Genomic DNA, 20,636 nt, shown 5'->3' on the forward strand with positions numbered 1-20,636 from the left:
CAACTATGCAGTCTGCATTTATATCCTAAATAGTGCGTAACTTTTATCTTTGTTATTGTATGAACTTAAAACAGATATTTTCTATTTAAGGTAGACAATAGTGTTCATTTATACTGAACATTTGTGTGTTTATTTTATTAATATCGCTTAGTGAGTTAATCATTATATTAAGTAAATCTGAAAGTATTAAGTGTGTTATCGTTATTACATTTTTAAGAATAATTTTTATATTATTCTTAAGCAATAAAACTAAATGATTTCTAAAACAGGGAAGATTATCATGTTTAAATGGATATATAGCGAAGAAATTAACACAGAAGCGAGTGCTGAGCAAATTTGGGCTATATGGGAAGATGTGTCATCATGGCCTTGTTGGGATAGTGAACTTGAGTGGGTAGAACTTTCTGGTCCTTTCAAAGAAGGGGCTACAGGACGCATGAAACCTAGAAAGGGACCTACAGTAACTTTTACACTTGATAAAGTTATAAAAAATGTTTTCTTTTCTGATTATGCTAAACTTCCTTTTACACGTATGAGTTTTGATCATGAATATATTTGTTCAACAAAATCGGGTTCTTCAAATAACAAAATTCGTCATACTGTAACCATGTCTGGTTTATTTTCTCCTTTCTTTGGAATGATTATTGGGTCAAAAATTAAGTTACATCTTCGGGATGCAATGATTGAAATGAGCAGACGTGCTCTTACTGAAAACAAAATCATCTCGTAAGGGGGTGCATTTATAAAGAAGTTAATACCTTTACAAAGGCGCAGAAACCTTAGTCTTGTTAGAATAAAATTTGTTATGAGTACATAGCAAATCGATGAGCTATGATTTGTTTTTTCATTAGTCGTTGAAATCGAGTCAAATCATCTGAGAAAATTAATTTTGCACCAAAGATCTTATAAAAGTCATTGAATTTTATTCAATATATAAAAGCTTATAAGGTGCGCATTTTTACTGAAAATAAAGAAAGTTGTAGAAGCTTATTTCTGCTCTTGTGAATCTGAGGTCGATATTGTCATGATATTTGCCAGTTTCTAGTATTGCGATAGTTTTTGATTTGGGAGCATTCATAAAAGGCATTTTGACTTCTTCTTAAATAGGTTTTATCAATATTACCTCTATTCATGATGTGAGAGCAAATAGTTGTGATTTCCTCAACATAAATAAGTTTAAAATGGAGAAAATTTAATGATATTTGATTCTTTTATGCAAATTACAAAACGATCAATTATGATTATAAATCAAAGTGTTTTTTTGATTAAAAGATGATCACTTTTCTAGAGAGTGGAAGTTCTAAAAGGCTCTAGATGATAAAATAAAACCTCCCTTAATTTTCGTAAAAATTAATCTCGTATCGTTGTATGTATTTGGTTTAAATGTTTAAAAAAGCGATTTTTTAAAATGCGCACAGATATCCCAGTTTCTGCAAATATTTTTGTATCTATTAAAACAATTATGAGCGATAAACTTGCCAAAATTAATTGGAAGAATACGCTTATTGCAGATTGAATTGAAAGATAGATACAACGTTGAGTTTCATATAAAAGTTTTATTAATTATCATTTTATGACAATACTACGCTTCTTTATTTTTTAATGGAAGGGAAAGAGTATAGTTCTTAAATCAAAATCTATCCTGTATTTTGGAACTTTTATTTTAGGAAAAAGAAGTCAGTCAAATTATGCCTGTTTAATAACAAAATAACCGATTAAGGATGCCGCATGAAAAAATGAGATGCTCTCGATTAGACGTATTAGAAACGAGAGAGAATGTTATGATTATAACTTATTTCTGATAAATATAAAAAATGAGTTCTTTGTGATACCACGTCCATGAGGGTAAAGAAGTTTATGACTGCTCATTTTGTTGAAACCATAATGAAAGGAAAAATTTTTTATTCCGTTTATGTCTTTTTGTTTACAAGATTGCCATCTTATTGTGAGAGAGTTTATAGAAGCAAAGAAGTATACACAAATATAAGGCATTTTCTTGATTCTTGCTTGGAAATTAAAGAGTGCTATAGGAATGAAGGAAGTTATTTCACTATCCAGAGGACATAAGGCTTGTGACTTAAGTCGTTTTATGCTTTTCGAATTTTTGAGGATTTTGACTTAAATTCAAGTGTTATTGCTAGGTCTTTTGTTGATTGCCAAGTTTTCGGTTGATTTGATTATCAGTACAGATTGGGTTTTCTAAAATGATAAGGGGCAATGAGAAATCTTGAAACTAAAGAAATTTTACGACATACTGCGTCTTTTCATAAAGAAGCTAAAAGGGAAATTATTCGATGCATTAAAAGAAAAAAATGCATGAAATATGCGTAATCTTATGAATAAACATACAAGAGTATATTCTGATTTATATAAATTTGTCAGAGTGCTTATCAATGTAAATAATAAAATATTTCAGGGAGTCTATAATGACTGACAAAAACCAGATTGAGAAAGCTGTTTCATTGGTTGAAGCAGCAAGGCGTTCTGGGGCAGATGCTGCTGATGCCGTTATTGTTCATGCTCATTCTACCAGTGTATCAGTGCGTTTTGGGAAAGTCGAATCAACAGAAGCAGCAGAGAGCAATGATTTTACTCTAAGGGTTTTTGTTGGAAAAAAAGTAGCAAGTGTTTCTGCTAATTTAGCGTCTTATCCGCAAGAACTTGCGGAACGTGCTGTTGCGATGGCTAAAGCTTCTCCCGATAGTTTATTTGAAGGTTTGGCAGATAAAGAGTGTCTGGTTAAGTCTCCTAAAGATCTTGATCTTTTTGATGATTTTGTGCCAAGTAGTCATTTTTTAACAGAAGATGCTTTAAAAACAGAGGCAGCAGCTCTTGATGTTAAAGGTGTAAGTAATTCTGGTGGCGCTGCAACAGCTTATGGCCGTAGTGGGTTTATTCTTGTGACCAGCGATGGTTTTTGTGGAGCCTATCGCTCCAGTTGTTTTTCACGTTCTTGTAGTGCTCTTGCAGGTGAAGGAACACAAATGGAGCGGGATTATGATTATACAACAGCCTTACATTTTTCTGATTTAGAGGCAGCAGAAACTGTTGGAAAGAATGCAGGGTTTGGTGCTGTTCGACGTTTGGGTGCAGTTCGTGCGGCGACTGGGGGTGTTGATGTTATTTTTAATCCGCGTACGGCTCGCGGAATTGCAGGGCATATCGCATCTATGGTCAATGGAGCCTCTGTGGCTCGTAAAACAAGTCTTTTACAGAATTTCCTAGGCAAGGAAGTGATGAAGCCTAATGTTAATGTAACCGATCAACCTTTGCGATTACGTGGAAATGCTTCTCATCCTTTTGATGGAGAAGGGGTAGAGGGGCAAGCACTCAATATTATTGAAAATGGTATTTTAAAAAATTGGCTTCTTTCATCAGCTACAGCACGTGAATTGGGACTTAAAACAAATGGACGCGGTGTGCGTTCGGCATCATTAGTGCAGCCGACAAGTACAAATTTTGCTATTGAACCAGGTTTAGTATCGCCTTGTGATATGATAAAAGATTTGCGAAATGGATTTTATGTGACCGAATTATTCGGTCATGGCATTGATTTTATTACTGGTCAGTATAGTCGTGGGGCTTCCGGTTTTTGGATTGAAAATGGTGAAATTGCTTATCCAGTGAGTGAAGTAACGCTAGGTTCTGATTTGCTTCATATGTTAGCACATTTAACACCTGCCAATGATATTGATCGGCGTTATGGTACGGCGGCTCCAACATTGTTAATTGAAGGGATGACACTTGCAGGAAAATAACACGCATCATTCTTCTGATTTAAATCTTTTGCGTGATGTTTGTCGAGAGGCAGGAGATTTAGCAATGCGGTATTTTGGATGCACGTTGGATGTTTGGATTAAAGAAGGTAATTCACCGGTCAGTGAGGCAGATTTTGCTGTTGATCATTTTTTGAAAGAGAAGCTTCTTGGAGCGCGTCCAAATTATGGATGGATTTCAGAAGAAACAAAAGATAATCGAGAACAACAAGATTATGAACGCTCCTTTGTGGTTGATCCTATTGATGGAACACGAGGTTTTCTTTCTGGCAGTCCTTATTGGTGTATTTCGGTTGCCATTATTGAGAATGGGCGTCCTATTGTGGGCGTTCTACAATGTCCGGCTCAAGGAGACATTTATGCAGCTGTAACGGGTGGAGGGGCAACATTAAATGGGGTAAAACTTCCTCGTTTAACTTCGGGGGGGCATCGAAAATATAAAATTTCGCTTGATAAATCGCTCGCACAAAAATTACCAGATGATTTTCTCAATCGAGTTAGTCTTTACCATTATCTTCCTTCTCTTGCTTATCGTATTGTCCTTGTTGCTCAAGATGAAATTGATATCGTATTAGTTCGTCCGAATTGTCATGAATGGGATATTGCCGCTGCTGACCTTATTTTGCAGGAGTGTGGAGGGTGTTTTTTATCGCTTGATGCCCCTTTACTATCTTATGGAATTGAACCTTACCAATATGGACTTTTAATTGCTGGTAAAAATAATTGCTGTCAAGATATGATAGGTGTTGTTCGTCAAACAAAGTTAGTTTAATCACGTAAAAGCACGCTAAAATAATCTAAATGATATAGAGGCACATATGACTGAAACCAAAGAAAAAAAACAATATTTACATCTTGTATTTGGTGGGGAATTAAAAAATCTTAACAGTAATCAATTTAAGAATCCTGATGATTTAGATGTGGTTGGTATTTTCTCAGATTATCAATCGGCTAAAGAAGCATGGCAGGCAAAAGCACAAAGCAGTGTAGATAATGCATTACAACGTTATTACATTGTAGATTTGCATCAGTGTCTTGATGCTGAGTTAGGCGATGTAGAATAAAGCTTGAATATTTGGTCATCATAGCTTGTAGATTGTTTCACGCTTTTGTTTAGTCGTCCTTTTCATAGGTACGTTCTTTGGGTAAAATAGAATGCCGTAAAAAAATATGCTTGTTATTTAAAATTCATATGTTTTCTTAAGGAAACATCTTTCAAGGCACCCAAGCACATTTCATAATGGTGTCCGTGCAAGGTATAAAATCCATTGTTATACCACCATCTTTACGCTTAATAAAAATTCAAGACAGTTCTATTAACCTATTTACAACAGCAATATTATCATGACGAGCGATCACTCGAAGTTTATGATTATATTGTGAATAGTCACTCTGCTTTTGAATGGAGTATGAAACATTAATGCGTTCAGATTAATAAAAAGAGTAGCATTATTAATGATACCAATTACTACTTCGTTGAGATTATTAGCACTCCCTACTTATCCATTGGAATTTTTCCAACAAGTTATCACTATAAGCTTAGAAACCATGAAAGTCGTTAGAAACTTACCAAAATTAGAAACTTAGAAAAACTGAATAGATTGATGAAGTTAATTTACCTCATAAGGATTTCTTGAGTACTCGTTTAAAACTACAATCTATAAATTAATCATTTTGCGTTGATTATATACAACCTTAAAAGGAATAATATACCATGCGATTTCCTGAAAAGAGAGGATTTAAAATTTTGAAAACTCTTATTTAAATTGCTTTAAGACTTTTAAGAAATTTTCTATTAAACAAGATTAGATTTTTCTGGATTACCTTTAAGAGATTATATCACAATTTAAAATGAGAACTTTATACCGCTCAAAAGTTTTTTTAAGATTAGTTTTACATATTCATTTTATTGAAATGAAATTATAGAGATTGGGCTTTCTTTTAAACATATTTTATTTGTTGTATTTATATAGGTTGTAATATTTATATGGATTATTTTTTGAAAAATTGATAATACCTAACATATGTAAAAATAAGTTTTTTCTCTAAAATATCAACGTGCAAAATTCAAATTTTTACTAAAATCATAAGAAGTATTTATTCAGTGAGCTGAAAAAAATTGATATAATCTATGTTATAGGTTGTATGATATTTATCATTTATATTCTCAAAATTATAATCGACTGAAATGTAGCTTTGTTATTTTTTGAGTAAGACTTTTCATAGGGTGCAGAATGAAGTGATACAAAATTTCATTAAAAGAGATTTAAATAATCTGTATATGTTATCTTTATAGGAAAATTTAAAAAAAATATGGCGATAAAATTACGTTTTTTGTCCTTTATGTATTGAATTTTCTCATGGGTGAAGCGTTTTTTATTCAAGATATGGATGATATTAAAAAAATATGGATGTAACTAATAGTGTTGATGAATTTTTTAACAAAATAAGCATATAGATATCTTAAAGTAGCTGGATGAGGTGATTTAAATGGTAGAATTAAAGGCACATACGGCTCTTTTAAGCTATCGGATGATTGGTTTTTTCTTATGTCCTGTTATTCCTTTTTATTTGTTCTTTCGTGCTATTCGTGGAAAAGAAGAGTGGTGTCGCAAAAAAGAGCGTTTAGGTAAAAGTTCTCATGTACGTCCCCAAGGTTCGTTAGTTTGGTTGCATGCAGCAAGTGTTGGAGAAACACTTGCACTTGTTCCACTTGTAAACTATATTTTATCATTAAAAATCAATGTATTAATGACAACTGGGACTGTAACATCTTCTACTCTTGTGAAAAAACATTTTGGTAATAGGTTGATTCATCAATATGCTCCTTTGGATTTAGATTTTGCAGTGCGCCGTTTTATTAGTCATTGGAAGCCTGATCTCGTCTTGATTTGTGAATCAGAAATTTGGCCCCTTCGTATTAAAGAACTTGCAAAAATGCGTATTCCGCAGATTTTGGTTAATGCCCATATGTCTGAACGTTCTTTTAAAGCTTGGCAAAAACGACGCGTTCTTGCCAAACATATTTTTAAGGATATTGATTTGGCGATTGGTCAAAACGAAAGAGATGTAGCTTATTACCATACACTTGGCGTAAAATCTGTTACGTTTTCTGGTAATCTCAAGGCTGATGTTTTTCTGGTTGAAAATCAAGCATTGCTTGCACGTTATCGTAATGCTATCGGCAATCGCCCAGTTTGGGCAGCTGTTTCAACGCATGAAGGGGAAGAGGAAATTGCTTTTGAGGTCCATAAGATTGTTAAAAATTATTTGCCAGATTTATTAACAATTATTGTGCCTCGTCATCCTGAACGTTCAGAAGATCTTATCAGAAAATGCGACAATAAGGGATTACGTTTTATTCGTAGGAGTAGAGATGCTGTTCCAAACATGAATACCGATATTTTATGGGGAGATACAATTGGAGAAATGGGTCTTTTTCTTCGCTTATCGAAAGTTTCTTTCGTTGGTAAGTCGTTATGTGGAAATGGTGGACACAATCCATTGGAATTGGCTTTGCTTGGTTCCGCTATTTTGACAGGGCCCCATGTTTCAAATTTTCAAGAGATGTTCGAACAATTTTTAACGCATGATGCAGCATATATGGTTCAAGATACAAAACAGCTTGCTATTCAGGTGTATAAGCTTTTAACAAATGAAACATTGCGACAAGAAATGGTTGATAAGGCTCATGAAGTGGCGACAAATATGGCAGGTGCACTTGAGCGCACATTAAAGATTTTAGATCCATTTTTACAACCCCTTGTAATACAAACAGGTTTACGTCAGCGTCAGGGTAGATATGCATATTAGCGCCCCCCATTTTTGGTGGAAAAATAAAAGCTTTTTGCGTTTTGTATTAGCTCCAGTTTCATGGGGGTATGGTTATTTTTCAAGTCGTTTTATGGCAAGACAGCCTCCCGTGATTGATTTGCCAGTTTTGTGTATTGGAAATTTTACATGTGGCGGTGCGGGTAAAACGCCGGTTGTTATTGCTTTTACCAAAGTGGCTAAAGAACTTGGTTTCGTACCTGGTGTTGTATCACGTGGTTATGGTGGATCAGTTAAAGGGGTACATCTTGTAAATGAGAAATATGATACTCCACACAATGTTGGAGATGAGGCACTTTTACTTGCACGGCATGCTTTGGTAGCTGTATCACCTAATCGTTATGCAGCGGCACAACGGCTGAAAAAAGAGGGATGTAATCTTATTTTAATGGATGACGGATTTCAAAGTCGCCGTCTTTATATGGATTATACGTTACTCGTTGTTGATGCGATGCGCGGTTTTGGTAATGGAGCTGTCTTTCCAGCAGGACCTTTGCGCGTACCATTAAAAACGCAATTTTCTTTTATGGATAGTGTTTTATTGGTTGGTCACTCCGATGCGCCTGATAATGTTGCTTTTCTTGTGTCTCGTACTGGAAAGCCTTTATATCGTGCTCATCTTAAAGCCAGTGCCTCTGATGAGGTTTCAGGAAAATCATTTTTGGCATTTGCTGGGATTGGCAATCCAGATAAATTTTTTAAATCTATTAAAGAATTGTCTGGTCATGTGGTGCAAACTTACATATATCCAGACCACTATTTTTTCACAGATGAAAATTTAAAAATCCTTATACAAAAGGCTAAAATGCACAATTTATGGCTAGCAACAACAGCTAAAGATTATACCCGTATACAGACAATTCACACGCAAAAAGATTTGAAAAATCTTATTGTCTTTGATGTGAATGTCGATTTTGTTCAAAAAGACTTCTGTCGCATAGTCCTTGAGGAGGTCATGACCCGCTTTAGAAAACGTTCCCTTGAGTTTTCTTGTCTAAGAGGCAAAGGCTAAATTTATAGCTTTCGAGGGTTTATTTTTCTTTTGTTTTTAACAATTGCTTGAGATATGGGTTGCACTCAAGTTCGCGCTTATAGGAGATTTCACAACTAGCATATGCTTCTTGGCGGTGATGATTCCAATATTTTAAATCATCTATAGGGATCTTTTGTCCGCTAACAGCACAAATGGTATAGGAACCATATTCTATAATGTCATATCCATTATTAGAATAATGAATTTTTGCTTCGCGTTCACTATCGGAAAACATTATAACTCCTTTTTACTGATACAAGAGATTCAGGAAAAGTGCCATAAGATATATTATAAAGTCGAGAGTTAATTTAAAAATATTTTTCTTGTCAAAATGGTTAAGAGTTTATTTTCTGCCAAAAAGCCGTTCTATATCTGCCAATTTGAGTTCAATATAAGTAGGGCGTCCATGATTACATGTACTTGTATTGGGTATTGCCTCCATTTGTCGCAACAGTGTGTTCATTTCTTCGGGGTGTAAAAGGCGCCCAGACCGTATTGAACCGTGACAAGCCATCGTTGCTGCAACATAATCAAGCATTGCTTTTAAATTGTTTGTTGTATCATATTCAGCGGCTTCATCTGCGAGATCTTTAATAAGGGCTTGGACGTTGATCTCTCCTAACATGGAAGGTGTTTCACGCACAACAATTGCTCCTGGTCCAAATGGTTCTATTCCTAATCCAAATTTTTGCAAAGCATCTTTGTGGGTTAAAAGGCATGTTGCATCCTCTTCAGAGAGTTCTACAATTTCAGGAATAAGTAATAACTGTGAAGGAAGCGGTTTGGAATAAAGTGCATTTTTGAGTGCTTCATAAACCAATCGTTCGTGAGCTGCATGCTGATCGACAATGATCAAACTATCTTGTGTTTGGGCGATAATATAGTTTTTATGGATTTGTGCTCTGGCCGCTCCTAATGGATAAGATAACTCTTCTGATGAAGATGTAGTGTTTGGAATGTATGCATCTCCACTTGGTATATTTAAGCCCTCCATAATAGGAGTAGCATCTTCTTTTAAACCAGAAGAACTAGTAATATCCAATGGTTTGTGAACCATTGAAGCGGTGGCAAAATGATGAGGCTGTGGGCTATAAGAAGAGGACTGGTACGTGTTCTTAAAATTGCCTAACGGTTGTTGTGCCAATGGTTTTTGTATTTGAAATGCAGCTAGCGTTGCTTCAGAACGGGTTGAAGTAGGACGAATACCAGATTGCTGTAATGCTTCACGAATAGCTCCAACGATCAAACCACGAATTAATCCTGGATCACGGAATCGTACATCAGCTTTGGCTGGATGTACATTAACATCTACCTCAGCAGGTGGGAGATCAATAAAGAGAATAGCGACAGGATAACGATCTCGTGTCATGACATCAGCATAAGCGCCTCGGATAGCGCCCCATAGAAATTTATCACGCACGGGACGCCCATTAACATAAGCAAATTGATGAAGGCTGTTATTTCGGTTGAAGGATGGCAAACAGGCAAAACCCGTTAAGCGCACTGCTTCGCGTTTAGCATTCAGTGCGATGCTATTAGGGGCGAATTCTTTTCCCATAATTTGCGTAATACGTTGCAATTGTCCTTGAATATTATTTTCTGTAGCGGACAGTTCCATAGATGTTCTGTCTAGTCCTGAAAGAGAAAAGCGGATATGTGGAAATGCGATAGCAATTCGCTTAATCATATCGCTAATAGCATTTGTTTCAGCCCGATCGGTTTTCATAAATTTTAATCGTGCCGGCGTGACAAAGAAAAGATCACGAACTTCAACAATTGTTCCAAGGTTTGCAGCAGCTGGTTTGGGTCCTACAATTTTTCCTGCAGTAACGGAAATTTCAGCAGCGCTCTCAGCATCTTTTGTTCGTGAAATGAGTTTAAGTTTAGCAACAGAACCAATAGAGGGGAGGGCTTCTCCTCTAAACCCAAGGAAGCAGATATTGTGTACGTCATCGGTAATCTTTGAGGTACAATGGCGAGAAACTGCTAAAGTTAACTGATCTGCAGGAATTCCATAACCATTATCACTCACCTTTATAAAATTTTTTCCACCATTTGCTGTAATAATTTCGATGCGTGTTGCACCAGCATCAATAGCGTTTTCAACAAGTTCTTTGACAACATTTGCTGGTCGTTCAATAACTTCACCAGCGGCGATTTGATTAATAATATTTTCGCTAAGATGGCGTATAATCATAATAAATTCTAACAGGAATCTTAAGGCTTCTATAAAAAATTATGATAACATCATTTGCGCGACATTCAAGAATAAGAGAGTATGGAAGGTATTATTTTTACAATACCTCCTATTTTATTTTATGTTAACAAATTGGTTGGAAAAAACAGAAAAAATAGTTTTTATCACCTTAAAATAGCTTGCACCAATTTATCATCTAGGTCAAAAAAGAAACAATGTAAAAAGGGAAGGCAATATATATGGCGCGTATAAGCGGTATTTTAGCAGATAGTGATATACAAGCTCTGATTGAGAATAACTTTCTCAAGGCTCAGTATCCATTTGATAGATCTCAAATACAACCAGCAAGCCTTGATCTTCGTTTAGGGGAGAAAGCTTATCGTATACGTGCTTCTTTTATGCCGGGTCCTAATACAAAAGTTTTGGATAAGCTTGAACGGTTAAAGTTGCATGAGTTTGACTTACGAGACGGAGCCGTTTTGGAAACGGGGTGTGTTTATATTGTTCCTCTTTTGGAAAGTTTAGCTTTACCAGAATTTTTATCTGCTGTTGCCAATCCCAAAAGTTCTACAGGCCGATTAGATATTTTTACGCGTGTCATTACGGATAACGCTCAGGAGTTTGATAAAATTTGTGCTGGTTATCATGGTCCACTTTATTTGGAAATTAGTCCACGCACATTTCCAATTTTGGTGCATAAAGGCTCACATTTATCACAGCTTCGGTTTAGAAAAGGGCAAAGTTATTTAAATGAAGTTGAGTTACACACTTTGCAAAAGCAAGAAACACTGATATCGGAGGATCTTCCTAATATTAGCGCTGGTGGTATTGGTCTTTCCATTAATTTAAAGGGAGACGAAAACGGGCTTATAGGTTATCGTGGTAAACATCATACAAGTGTTATTGATATTGATAAACGTGCTGTTGCCCACGTTTTAGATTTTTGGGAACCTCTTTTTGATCGTGGTCAAAGGGAGTTGGTTCTTGATCCTGATGAATTTTATATTTTAGTTTCACGAGAGTCTGTTCATGTGCCTCCGCTTTATGCCGCAGAAATGACTCCTTTTGATCCTTTAGTTGGTGAGTTTAGGGTGCATTATGCAGGCTTTTTTGATCCAGGATTTGGGCATGTGGAAGCGGGTGGAAAAGGAGCAAGAGCGGTTTTAGAAGTGCGGAGCCATGAAGTTCCTTTTATCTTAGAGCATGGTCAAATGATTGGCCGTTTGGTCTATGAGCATATGCTTAATCGACCATCAACCCTTTATGGACATGATGTTGGATCACATTATCAAGCACAGGGTTTAAAGTTGTCCAAGCATTTTAAATGAGTTGGAAACTACGAATTTTGATAACATGTATGCAGAAAGTGTATTTTGGATAAAAGAAAATTTTGTTCTTCGCAAAACCGGCGCCATTCATTCTATTTTTAGTTTCCAAAGTTATTGCATCCCTTGCATTTGAGAGGCATTTTTATTTCTTTTTTTCAAGAGGTTGTATCTATAGGAACTTCGTTTATGATGTGCAAAAGAATAGTTTTGATTATTTCATCATGAAAAAATCTAAAATGAAAGAATTTTACTATATTCAATATGTTATTCGTATTTATTGATTATAATAAATCAATAAATTACTAAAATTCAATATAACAGTAACGTATTTGCTTTTCAAAGTAAACATGCGAGATTGGATGCTGCTATTGCTCCATTTTTCTAGAGCTTGAATGACCAGTATATTTTATTTCGTATAAAAATTATCCTTAAGAGCCAATAAAGAAGTTTTGCACTACAGTTTATTAACAATTTTTTTAATAAAAATTGTTCTACTTTTAGTAACTCATTTATAGCTTCAAGATATAAAATATTGCTAGAAAATTATTCAATTCAATATGGAGAGCTTCTACTCGTATGAACGTTAAAATTTTTTTTATGCTTTATGTGAATTAGGCACTATATATTTTTATAAACTTTCATGAAGTAAGTAACAAGTCTCAGTTTTGAGTATTGATATAAGAAGATTTCTGGATATATGCGACAGCTTTATTTCCAGTATTAATAAAGGATTTTTTTATCTTTTAGGGGAGATTATGGTTTATACTTAATGACTACAGGCTCTATATTATCTATATTCTTATAACCTATAATGTAAGGACCTGTGGAGGGAGAAACGACTTTAAATTATAACTAATTAAGCTGCGGAGCAATCGCTTTCGAAGAGGTGTTCGTTTAAAGAAAATATAACATTTCAATTGCACATGAACAATATATGAGTGGATACGTTATTAATGATACCCCATACTGTGAGATTTTAAATTTGGATAGGAGAAATAAAGACATTGTTTTTATCAATTAGTTTTTTTAGAAAGTTGCAATCTCTGTTGCTTCTATCTATTCAATAGAGCGTTTTGGGAGAATATCGAGTAGGAAGGTACACGGATTCGCTTTTATGCGTTTTAGGATATCTTCTCTTTTCATTTAGGAACAATGGTGCCATCAATGATTATTTCTTCAACACTTGATTATCGTAAGGCAGCAAAGCGTCATCTTCCTCCCTTTCTTTTTCACTATATTGATGGTGGGGCTTATGCTGAAGAAACGATGCGACGTAACTGTAAAGATCTTCAAGCTCTTGCACTGCGTCAAAGGATTCTAAGGCAAGTTGGTGAAGTTGATCTTTCAATCAAGCTTTTTGATCAGACACTTGATTTACCGATTGTACTTGCACCTGTTGGGCTAACGGGCATGTATACACGTCGTGGAGAGGTAAAAGCAGCGCGTGCCGCAGCGGCAAAAGGGATTCCTTTTACTCTATCCTCTGTTTCAGTTTGTCCCATTGCGGAAGTGCAAGAAGCGGTTGGAGGTGCATTTTGGTTTCAACTTTATGTTCTCAAAGATCGCGGTTTCATGCGTGATGCACTAGAACGGGCTTGGTTAGCTGGTGTACGCACGTTGGTTTTTACAGTTGATATGCCAGTTCCTGGTGCGCGTTATCGTGATGCGCATTCGGGGATGTCTGGTCCTTATGCTGGATTACGTCGTTTTTTACAAGCGTTTACTCATCCATATTGGGCTTGGAACGTTGGTGTTATGGGGCGCCCCCATGATCTTGGAAATGTCTCCACTTATCTCAAAAAGAAAATTGCATTAGATGATTACGTTGGTTGGCTTGGTGCAAATTTTGATCCATCAATTGGTTGGCATGATTTACAATGGATTCGCGATTTTTGGAAAGGAAAAATGATTTTGAAAGGTATTCTTGATCCAGAAGATGCACGAGAAGCAGTAAAATTTGGTGCGGATGGTATTGTTGTTTCTAATCACGGCGGACGTCAGCTTGATGGTGTATTATCAACAACACGAGCGTTGCCTGCAATTGCGGATGCTGTAAAGGATCATTTGACTATTTTAGCGGACTCAGGTGTTCGTTCTGGTCTTGATGTTGTCCGCATGATAGCACAAGGTGCGGATGCTGTTATGATTGGCCGTGCTTTTGTTTATGCGCTTGCAGCAGCAGGTAAGAAAGGTGTTATGCATCTCCTTGATCTTTTTGCCAATGAAATGCGGGTAGCTATGACACTGACCGGTACTCAGACAATTAAAGATATTACACGCAAGAGTTTAGTAAATATAGATGTTTTTAAGCAATGAAAGCAATATTTTTATTGCTTTCAGAAAAAGAAAGTCTCTTTATAGAGGAGCATAATTATATATTTTACAAATATGTTGACAGTTAAAGTTAAATAGAAAAGATCAAGAAGCTCCTCTATAAAATCACAGAAAATACTCAGTAACTAAAATAATACTCCGTAAATACAATAATATTTAACGCAAAAATCTTAATAATAATAAACACAAAAAAAACACTAATAACATTGCATACATCTTTTACTTATTTTATTAAAAGCTCATTCTATGGATAAAAAGGAAAAAGCGCTGATATTAAAGGTAAAACAATTGTTGATATAGAAAAAATAGATATAAATAATGCTGCGAGCATTTTTCTCTCCTATATATAAAAATATAACATGTTAATTACTTCTTTCCCACATTATCATAAAACGTAAATTTATAAACTTCATTTAGTTTTATTTTAATATAGAACAATATTAATTATGGCATATAAATAAAATTATTAAAAATGTCAATATGTGTTTATTGTAATCTATAATTATAATAAAAAATAGATCTAATAAATAATATTTCTATAATCTATATATTATTTATATTAATTTTATTGGGTAATTATTATATGGATATGATATTGTTTTTATGGAGTACATTTTTAAGCAATGAAAAAAATACCCATACAATCTTTAAAAAAGCTCGTTTACTGAGAGCAAGACTGCGTGAATTAATGTTTTTCTTTCTTATTTTCTCGCATCCTCAATGAGTTATGATGTCTTTGAACTGGCGAACATATTAGGAAGCAGTTAAATATTTTTTGTATAGTATGTCATTGCTAACACTGTTTATGCTTTCTCTATTGATTTCATAATTTGTTAAAAAAATCGAGTTTGTTTTTATTACAGATGGGGTCGTTAGGTATTCCTAATGATACAAATTGGCATAGAACGTTTTGTTCTATAAGGGATTTAACAATTGCATCTCTAGGCTTCTCCATTGATACTATGCTCTTCATAGACAACAACAGATTGGTGAGATTGGCATAACTCTAGCACAGATATATTATCTCAAAGTTGAATTGTTGGCACACTTGTAAACGTTGGGATAACTTTATGTTTTTTGAAGCTCTACAGCAATATCAAGACAAATCTGAACAGGTTCTTCAGTAGCAAGTAAGAGAACATCTTTCCCTTTTTTAAACAGAAGTTTTTCTGATATCAATTTTTGCAGCATTTTTGTGAATATTCATAACAGCGCGCTTTCCTAAACTTATATAAACGGGTACAGGATTACTCAGAGTGGAAAAAATTACAGTTTCCATTTGATCGAATTACTCTCATAAGTAATTGGATAATATTTACTTTATCGCTGAATAAAAAAGAAAATTTTTTCTTTCTTTAAATAGAGGATGTGTTGTCATCTAGCCAATAGGGATAGTTTGAGAGCAATTTGTTCGATGCAAGACAACTTAACATTGCAGTTACTTTTTATCACTTGAAGCTGTGAAAAGAAGGCTAAGATAGATAAAAGAATGTAAAAAATGAGGGATACATTTTAAAATAAAAAATTATAATTATGTTAATTCCACACCAGTTGCTGCTGATATTGGTAACAAAAGAAATTTGACTAAAAAAATTATCAAAATTATTGAGGACATTTCTAATAGCATGTAGACTAAATCTTTTTGTTGGTATGGGTGGGATTTTCTTTGAGCAGAAATTGATTCTATCCCCTGAAATTAGCAATAATCTCTCCGGTGATGTCGTAAACTTTTGGGGGATGTTACAACGTCACTATCGTCCTTTTATGAAAAATCTAGCATTTCAGATGAGTAGCTGTGAGGAGTTTCAACGTTTAATACAGTAAGACCCAACAACTCTCACGGATTTAGAATGGGCTTCAAGATTTTTATATTTACAGCGATTAAGTTTTGGAGGGAAGGTAAATCGTACGATGAGAGTTGGAATCCGTCGTAGCGCGTGGGTTTAAGTCTTTCCAATTTGAAGGCGTGCTAAAACTTATTTGCCTCTGTTTAGCAGGTGTTAGCATTGAATATTTAAACTGGTCTATTTTTATTATGCATTATGATCGTCTAAAAATCTTGTTCTATCTTTTACCACTTTAAATTGTGGTTCTGAAGGTTATAAAGAAAGGATTTTTATAAGCGAGAGGATTATCAGCCGATGTCTAAGCTGTTTGCATAAATAAAGGGGAGTTTTTTGTCTTTAAACAATATGCTAGAAATTCAAAAAACTTTAGTTAATTTCATAAAAGAGGTTACACCATCTTATACAGATTGCTCTGCAAATAACACAATTGCTGGTAAGGAATGGGGCATCACCAATTTTGATTTCTAAAAAAGAAACAATACGTATTAAATAGTCTTTAACTTTACAGACTTTTAAAGAATCCTTTCAGAACCTTTTGAAAAAAGTGAATTGATAGAAGATTTTCTATCAAAATATAGCAACTTTTCTAACAAGTTACGAATAAATCTAAAAATATATATTAAATATAAAAACAGTGCGATATGCAGGCTGTCTGGGCTTTAGAAATAAGAATCAAAGCGTATAAAGATGTATAGAGGTGAGATTGAGGCATATCATTTTTATGATTCAATAAAAAAAATTAAAGAAAAAATTCTATATCAAAAATTTAAGGTGGTTTAAAAGGTGGACGGGCAATGCATAGAAGGATGAACGAGAAGGTGAATTAGGTGAGGGAGATTTATAGATTATCAGCATCTTTTGTATAAAGTGTCTCCTCAAGGTAAATATTGTGATGAAGTAAGACAGTGGTTGAATGTTCAAAAAGATAATACACGCTCTTAATTTTTCCGTTATACACATCACAATAAACGCCGTGAAAGGCACGGTTCTGTTACAAACTTTCTCTAAAAGCAGCATATGAGTTTGCAAGATATTAGAGTGATGTTTTAAAAGAAGGTAATGGTCCCATTTTATTTCAGGAACAAGTTATCTTAAAACAGCAAAGCAATATTTTTCAAGAAACTGCAAAAGCGACTTTTGAAAGCAAAAAAGCAGAGTTAAAAAATGAAGGTAAAAACGGTTTCTGGTTTTCTCCACTAGAGTTGCATGTTATTTCCCACATAGGGAATTTACTGCAGAAAAATTAACAGCCAAGATCACTCACAATGTTTTTGCGCCACTTTAGCATGAAAAAGCAGATACCGTGCGGAACTATTTGTCTTATCTTCAACATCATTATTACAATTAGAAAGCTGAAACAACGTCATTCACAAATCACATAAAAGCTGTCCATTGTTCATTATACAATCCCGTGGATTGTTTTTCTTAAGCATGCCAAATCCTATTTTGTTGAAGACAGAACGTTGAGTATTATTAGTTCTTTGAACGACGACAGCAGTGCAATCCGTAAAATCTTTTCTCATCTTCTTTTGGTAGGATAACAAAGATGCTCTTGGAATACATCAATAGACTCAATCACTTTATACAAATATAACCTTGTTGAATCCTTTCGCTTCAACTCAGACATCTCCGTCACTCTAATTAAATCCAATCGACCACCAGAGCGTTTTTATCCTTTAAGTTCTTTTACTTTTAATCTGAATATATCGACCTCTTTCAAATCTTTTCATTGATTAATCTTTCAGAGGAATTGTATCCTTAGCACTTTATTTTCCGTTTATGTCTCCAACCACATAGACCAGCACCTTGTTCATTATGTTTTAAATATTTCTCGCCAAATTTGGACTAATCACATTGATATCTTGTCGATTCAAATAAATTGGCAGCCATCCAATACAAGAAGTTTATTCATTCGTCGCGCAGCCAGTTAGAAAGCTTAGTACGCATAGCAGCATCAGTTTTCTTATTAATCTTCATTTTCTACCTTAAGCCGTGTTGTCCTATTTTGAAAGCTTCCTTTGTTTGCTTTTGCTTCTCAACTTGTTTCCCAAGAAAAAAGGCTTTCACTAAAGCTATAAGAAAAGCTGCTATGGTCACTGATGTCATTGTTAGATATTTTTTTATCCATAAGATCATAGGCGGTGTTCTTGAAAGCGTTTAGCAATGTATACCATAGCTGTACAAGCAGCTAAAACCATAATGCCTGCTAAAACCCATTGAACAGGACCATTTCCTGAAAAAAGCCCTCCAAGCCCTGAAAAAGAACCTATGATTGGTGCAAGAGCTTCTACTTTGCAAATACCTGTTACACCTTCTGATTCTACTACATGATAATTTGGAGCAACATGAGATCCTTTCGCCCATAATCCTGCTTCGGCTGCTCGGCGATTGACAAGACCTTGGATACGTTTTCCTCCTACTCTTGTCCATTTTTGTAATTCAGTTGGTACCACTTCATATGCACCTTTATTGAGCTTTTTTAAAAGTGTAGAATTGCAAAAGGCTGTTATTCCTACGTTATAGCAAAATGATACTAATGCCGCGAATTGTTCATTGTTTAAAGGAACGGTAACGGCTTTTTCAACAACGAGTTCACACTCTCTCAAATCCTGACAAAGGATTTTTTCAGCTTCTTTTTCCGTAATTTGCATGTCTTTGTGGACGCTTGGAGCACCAGCAGCATTTGTATGTCCATAACCAATTGTCCATACACCACCAGAATATTCATAAGCCGATAAACGTAAGCCTTCCAATTGCTTAATCAATGCAAGCCCTTCTTTTGATATTTTTCGCATTATTCTTACCTATAAAAAAACCTACACAAAGCAGGATATGAATCGAAAACTTACATCTACTCATTTTTAAGAACAGAACAGCGAAAGGGCATAATAAATTCAAAATCTCCATAGTGAGTTATGTTAAAATCCATATCGTTTTTTGAACAAATATTATGCTAAACACCATTCATTTTGCAGCAATTGATCTCCATCTCAAGATAATAACTTTATAATAGATCCATTTATAATCAGATAGATTTTACTCATAAATTCTTACAGTTGATCCAGAATGATTTAGAAGAACTTTACTTAAAAAACTTCAATAATCCTGATGAAAAAAAGCATTTTTTAACAAAAAAATAAGAGATATAATAAGTAATGAAATAATAGGTATTGATTTTCAAGTAATTGCATAACCCATAAATTACACCATAGAATTATTTTCATAAAAACAAAAAAACATTACAGTTGAATATTATAGATCTACAAATTATCTTAGAATCAACACGATATACACGTAACGTATTATACATATTTAATAAAAAAATCTATAGTGAATTTAACTATTATTTATTTTTTCCTCTAATTGCTTAATTTTCTTAAAAATATCTTTATGAAGGATTTTAAATAAAATGTTATATAAAACATAATCGATATTTTCTCCCTCTCTAGTAGTCTGTTTCCAACTAAAACAATATAGTAATGGACCAATGATATTGGATAGTGTTGTAAAGAATATTGTATTGTAATAAACTTGAACGATGATTTCGGTTTCATATATTTTTTCCATATGAATAACGCTTTCGTCTTTTTCATATGAAGCGTTTTATGGGGCATTTGAGGCCAATGGTATCATCTTTGTCTAGTGATGTATTGGCTACGTTTCCAGAAGCGTCTTAAACAAATCAATCAAGCTATTGAAATCTTTTTAGAGGCAATAATACAAGAGATACAAAAGATTTTAACAAAAAGCCGCTTGAAGATATGGGAGGTTCTCTCCTCCTAGCATCTCCGCCCATTTACATAACATAAAAAAGAGAAAGGTAATGAGATGATATTTGATGATGGCGATAGATATGTAACAACCCGTGAATGTGTACAGCTTTTTAGTGTATCCACAACAACGATTCGCAATTGGGTGCTTCAGGGGTTGTTTCCGGAGCCATATAAGCTAGGGAGAGCGGTGAGGTGGAGAAAGAAAGAGATCTTAGCCTTTACTCCAGAGAAAAATACGGAGCAAATAACAACAGATTAGGTAAAATTGTATAAACGGTAGAAGGTGGTCTAAAAGGTGGTTTTCAAACAGATAATTAAATAAAAAATCTGGATGTTCTAATATGATAAAGAGAAAATGCGGTGCCGCATGCCGGATTCGAACCAGCGACCCCATCATTACGAATGATGTGCTCTACCAACTGAGCTAATGCGGCATAGGTTTGTAAATCAATGAGACAAAACTAATTTGAGGGTAATAGCTAAAAGTACGTATAAAAGCAAGAATGCATTTTTTCAA

13 protein-coding genes, 1 tRNA gene and 2 pseudogenes are annotated in these 20,636 nt (G+C 34.5%); 11 read left to right on the forward strand and 5 right to left on the reverse strand.

Annotation, left to right across the window (positions count from 1 at the left end):
• The first annotated feature begins 280 nt into the window (after nucleotides 1–280).
• The 7 genes and pseudogenes from ACFIKJ_RS03625 (at nucleotide 281) to lpxK (ending at nucleotide 8,619) form a co-directional block, all read left to right on the forward strand.
• Complete coding sequence (locus ACFIKJ_RS03625) at nucleotides 281–730, forward strand: hypothetical protein (protein WP_375626831.1); 450 nt, start codon at nucleotides 281–283, stop codon at nucleotides 728–730.
• Nucleotides 731–2,426: 1,696 nt separating this feature from the next.
• Complete coding sequence (locus tag ACFIKJ_RS03630) at nucleotides 2,427–3,758, forward strand: TldD/PmbA family protein (protein WP_375626833.1); 1,332 nt, start codon at nucleotides 2,427–2,429, stop codon at nucleotides 3,756–3,758.
• Entirely contained in the window at nucleotides 3,745–4,548 is an 804-nt protein-coding gene (locus ACFIKJ_RS03635; RefSeq protein WP_375626835.1) for a 3'(2'),5'-bisphosphate nucleotidase CysQ, read from the forward strand. The genes ACFIKJ_RS03630 and ACFIKJ_RS03635 overlap by 14 nt, the downstream gene beginning before the upstream one ends.
• A gap of 46 nt (nucleotides 4,549–4,594) precedes the next feature.
• Nucleotides 4,595–4,840, forward strand: a complete 246-nt coding sequence (locus tag ACFIKJ_RS03640) for a DUF4170 domain-containing protein (RefSeq protein WP_375626837.1) — start codon at nucleotides 4,595–4,597, stop codon at nucleotides 4,838–4,840.
• Between the two features lie 259 nt (nucleotides 4,841–5,099).
• A pseudogene (locus ACFIKJ_RS03645) lies at nucleotides 5,100–5,363 on the forward strand (type ISP restriction/modification enzyme); the annotation flags it as partial.
• 903 nt (nucleotides 5,364–6,266) lie between these two features.
• Nucleotides 6,267–7,589, forward strand: a complete 1,323-nt coding sequence (waaA, locus tag ACFIKJ_RS03650; RefSeq protein ID WP_375626839.1) for a lipid IV(A) 3-deoxy-D-manno-octulosonic acid transferase — start codon at nucleotides 6,267–6,269, stop codon at nucleotides 7,587–7,589.
• Nucleotides 7,579–8,619 (forward strand): tetraacyldisaccharide 4'-kinase, encoded by a 1,041-nt coding sequence (gene lpxK, locus ACFIKJ_RS03655; protein WP_375626841.1) that lies wholly within the window; start codon nucleotides 7,579–7,581, stop codon nucleotides 8,617–8,619. The genes waaA and lpxK overlap by 11 nt, the downstream gene beginning before the upstream one ends.
• A gap of 19 nt (nucleotides 8,620–8,638) precedes the next feature.
• On the opposite strand, the gene ACFIKJ_RS03660 is transcribed toward lpxK, so the two are convergent.
• Nucleotides 8,639–8,875: a DUF2093 domain-containing protein gene (locus tag ACFIKJ_RS03660; protein WP_375625714.1), complete on the reverse strand. Its 237-nt coding sequence runs from the start codon at nucleotides 8,873–8,875 to the stop codon at nucleotides 8,639–8,641.
• 108 nt (nucleotides 8,876–8,983) lie between these two features.
• Nucleotides 8,984–10,837, reverse strand: coding sequence for a DNA mismatch repair endonuclease MutL (gene mutL, locus ACFIKJ_RS03665; protein WP_375653801.1), 1,854 nt, complete (start codon nucleotides 10,835–10,837; stop codon nucleotides 8,984–8,986).
• Nucleotides 10,838–11,076: 239 nt separating this feature from the next.
• On the opposite strand from mutL, the gene ACFIKJ_RS03670 reads away from it, so the two are divergent.
• Both ACFIKJ_RS03670 and lldD read left to right on the forward strand, forming a co-directional pair.
• Nucleotides 11,077–12,165 carry a 2'-deoxycytidine 5'-triphosphate deaminase gene (locus ACFIKJ_RS03670; RefSeq protein WP_375625718.1) on the forward strand — a complete coding sequence of 363 codons (1,089 nt, stop codon included), beginning with the start codon at nucleotides 11,077–11,079 and terminating at the stop codon, nucleotides 12,163–12,165.
• 1,164 nt (nucleotides 12,166–13,329) lie between these two features.
• The gene (gene lldD, locus ACFIKJ_RS03675; protein ID WP_375670266.1) at nucleotides 13,330–14,481 is read left to right on the forward strand and encodes an FMN-dependent L-lactate dehydrogenase LldD; all 1,152 of its coding nucleotides are present in this window, start codon (nucleotides 13,330–13,332) and stop codon (nucleotides 14,479–14,481) included.
• A 1,086-nt stretch (nucleotides 14,482–15,567) separates the two neighbouring features.
• On the opposite strand, the gene ACFIKJ_RS03680 is transcribed toward lldD, so the two are convergent.
• Nucleotides 15,568–15,690, reverse strand: coding sequence for a hypothetical protein (locus ACFIKJ_RS03680; protein ID WP_375625722.1), 123 nt, complete (start codon nucleotides 15,688–15,690; stop codon nucleotides 15,568–15,570).
• A gap of 1,483 nt (nucleotides 15,691–17,173) precedes the next feature.
• Here ACFIKJ_RS03680 and ACFIKJ_RS03685 point away from each other — a divergent pair.
• Nucleotides 17,174–17,628 (forward strand): annotated as a pseudogene (locus tag ACFIKJ_RS03685) (integrase); the annotation flags it as partial.
• Nucleotides 17,629–18,478: 850 nt separating this feature from the next.
• Here the strand turns inward: ACFIKJ_RS03685 and ACFIKJ_RS03690 are convergent.
• The gene (locus ACFIKJ_RS03690; RefSeq protein ID WP_012754682.1) at nucleotides 18,479–19,141 is read right to left on the reverse strand and encodes a lysozyme; all 663 of its coding nucleotides are present in this window, start codon (nucleotides 19,139–19,141) and stop codon (nucleotides 18,479–18,481) included.
• A gap of 1,033 nt (nucleotides 19,142–20,174) precedes the next feature.
• On the opposite strand from ACFIKJ_RS03690, the gene ACFIKJ_RS03695 reads away from it, so the two are divergent.
• Nucleotides 20,175–20,378: a helix-turn-helix transcriptional regulator gene (locus ACFIKJ_RS03695; RefSeq protein ID WP_375651817.1), complete on the forward strand. Its 204-nt coding sequence runs from the start codon at nucleotides 20,175–20,177 to the stop codon at nucleotides 20,376–20,378.
• Between the two features lie 102 nt (nucleotides 20,379–20,480).
• Here the strand turns inward: ACFIKJ_RS03695 and ACFIKJ_RS03700 are convergent.
• Nucleotides 20,481–20,553, reverse strand: a tRNA-Thr gene (locus ACFIKJ_RS03700).
• Between the last annotated feature and the right edge of the window lie 83 nt (nucleotides 20,554–20,636).

Source organism: Bartonella sp. PS7NMGDW (assembly GCF_042193585.1).
In the GTDB taxonomy this organism is placed as follows: Bacteria; Pseudomonadota; Alphaproteobacteria; order Rhizobiales; family Rhizobiaceae; genus Bartonella; species Bartonella grahamii.

Bases quoted from the DNA above. Each gene is read 5' to 3' on its own strand.
- lpxK (WP_375626841.1), top strand. From the start codon at position 7,579: ATGCATATTAGCGCCCCCCATTTTTGGTGGAAAAATAAAAGCTTTTTG.
- mutL (WP_375653801.1), bottom strand. From the start codon at position 10,837: ATGATTATACGCCATCTTAGCGAAAATATTATTAATCAAATCGCCGCT.
- waaA (WP_375626839.1), top strand. From the start codon at position 6,267: ATGGTAGAATTAAAGGCACATACGGCTCTTTTAAGCTATCGGATGATT.
- ACFIKJ_RS03625 (WP_375626831.1), top strand. From the start codon at position 281: ATGTTTAAATGGATATATAGCGAAGAAATTAACACAGAAGCGAGTGCT.
- ACFIKJ_RS03630 (WP_375626833.1), top strand. From the start codon at position 2,427: ATGACTGACAAAAACCAGATTGAGAAAGCTGTTTCATTGGTTGAAGCA.
- lldD (WP_375670266.1), top strand. From the start codon at position 13,330: ATGATTATTTCTTCAACACTTGATTATCGTAAGGCAGCAAAGCGTCAT.
- ACFIKJ_RS03670 (WP_375625718.1), top strand. From the start codon at position 11,077: ATGGCGCGTATAAGCGGTATTTTAGCAGATAGTGATATACAAGCTCTG.
- ACFIKJ_RS03640 (WP_375626837.1), top strand. From the start codon at position 4,595: ATGACTGAAACCAAAGAAAAAAAACAATATTTACATCTTGTATTTGGT.
- ACFIKJ_RS03660 (WP_375625714.1), bottom strand. From the start codon at position 8,875: ATGTTTTCCGATAGTGAACGCGAAGCAAAAATTCATTATTCTAATAAT.
- ACFIKJ_RS03690 (WP_012754682.1), bottom strand. From the start codon at position 19,141: ATGCGAAAAATATCAAAAGAAGGGCTTGCATTGATTAAGCAATTGGAA.
- ACFIKJ_RS03680 (WP_375625722.1), bottom strand. From the start codon at position 15,690: ATGCTGCAAAAATTGATATCAGAAAAACTTCTGTTTAAAAAAGGGAAA.
- ACFIKJ_RS03695 (WP_375651817.1), top strand. From the start codon at position 20,175: ATGATATTTGATGATGGCGATAGATATGTAACAACCCGTGAATGTGTA.